Consider the following 1,240-nt stretch of genomic DNA (forward strand, 5'->3'; position numbering starts at 1 on the left):
CAAAGGCTTCCGTCTTCGGTGCACAGGCCCACCCGCCGCGGCGCTCGACCAGCGCCACCTGGGCGCCCTCGTCCAACGTCTCCGGGCGCAGCCAGCCATCGCGTGCAAGCAGCGCCGTGAGCGGCATGGTCCGCCCGCGCGACTCGACCGCCGGCGCTTGGCCGGGTTCCATGCGCAGGGTCGCGCCAATCAACCGCGCCGACCAACCGACGAACGGATCCAGCCCGCAAAAGAGCACAGGCTTGCCCGGCAGAGAAACGATGCGCGGCCCGCCGTTGTCGCGCACGATCAGCGTCGTCGGGCTCACCATCGCCTCGACGGTCTGCGCGCCCGCGCCCGTCGCGGCCAGCGCCAACAGGAACGCGGCGGCACCCTTAATCACGGTATGGCTCCAACACGATGTCGTGCTTGACCTGCACCATCATCTTCTGGCCCGGCTTCGTAGTAATCGTCGGGCGGATGTTCTGGTTGCGGTTGAGCATCGTCTGCGCTGTTTGCGCTGCCACCTGCCCTGCGGTGTTGCCGTAGGTCGTTATGCCTGCCGGGGAGGCAGTCGTCGCCGTTGCGGTGTTGTTGAAGCGCTGCTCCAGCACGCCGATGATCAAGGCCCCCGAGAAGATCTTGAAGAAGTGATTGTTGACGTCGCCACTGATGCCCGCATAGCCGTTCGGATCGGCCCCACCCATGCCAAGCAGCGGTACCCACTTGCCATTAGGCAATTGCATCCGGGTGAATGCCGCCAGAATGCGCTCCTGCCCGATGCCGATATCGCTGCTGTATGTACCAACCAGCGTCGAGCCTGCCGGAATGGCTTTGCAGGTGCCGTTGACTGTGTCGTAGACGTCGTTCGTGACTGTGGCGCGGAATTCGCCGGGCTTGTCCGAATTGAGGCCACCGACGAAAGTCGCAGGAATCACGAATCCCTGGCTCACCGTGCACGGCGCGAGCTTGCCGGCGAACCCGGTGCGGGTGAAGGTGGTGGCCGCCGCCCCACGCAGGAACTGCTTGTCGCTCGACACGGGCGCGGTGTCGCCGCCGCCCGGTGCACCCCCGCCGATGCCACCCAGGCCGTCCATGCCCGCCGCAGCGGCCTGCTGCTGGCCGCGCATCTGGGCCGGATCGACAACACCCGAAAGATCAGGCTGGCGCTTGCCAGCGTCCCGGCGCATGCGGCCGCCGTCCTGCTTGAAGATCGGCGAGGACATGACGGTATCCGTGTCATTCGCCTTGGCCAGCTCAC

At 66.5% G+C, this 1,240-nt stretch carries 1 protein-coding gene and 1 pseudogene; both read right to left on the reverse strand.

Going from position 1 to position 1,240, the window contains the following annotated elements; all coding sequences use genetic code 11:
• Nucleotides 1–382, reverse strand: a pseudogene (locus CF70_RS13440) (lytic transglycosylase); the annotation flags it as partial.
• On the reverse strand, nucleotides 375–1,240 hold an 866-nt coding region (locus tag CF70_RS13445; protein WP_035865143.1), incomplete at its 5' end, for a TrbI/VirB10 family protein. The pseudogene CF70_RS13440 and the gene CF70_RS13445, both read right to left, overlap by 8 nt.

It is taken from the genome of Cupriavidus sp. SK-3, from assembly GCF_000611145.1.
In the GTDB taxonomy this organism is placed as follows: Bacteria; Pseudomonadota; Gammaproteobacteria; order Burkholderiales; family Burkholderiaceae; genus Cupriavidus.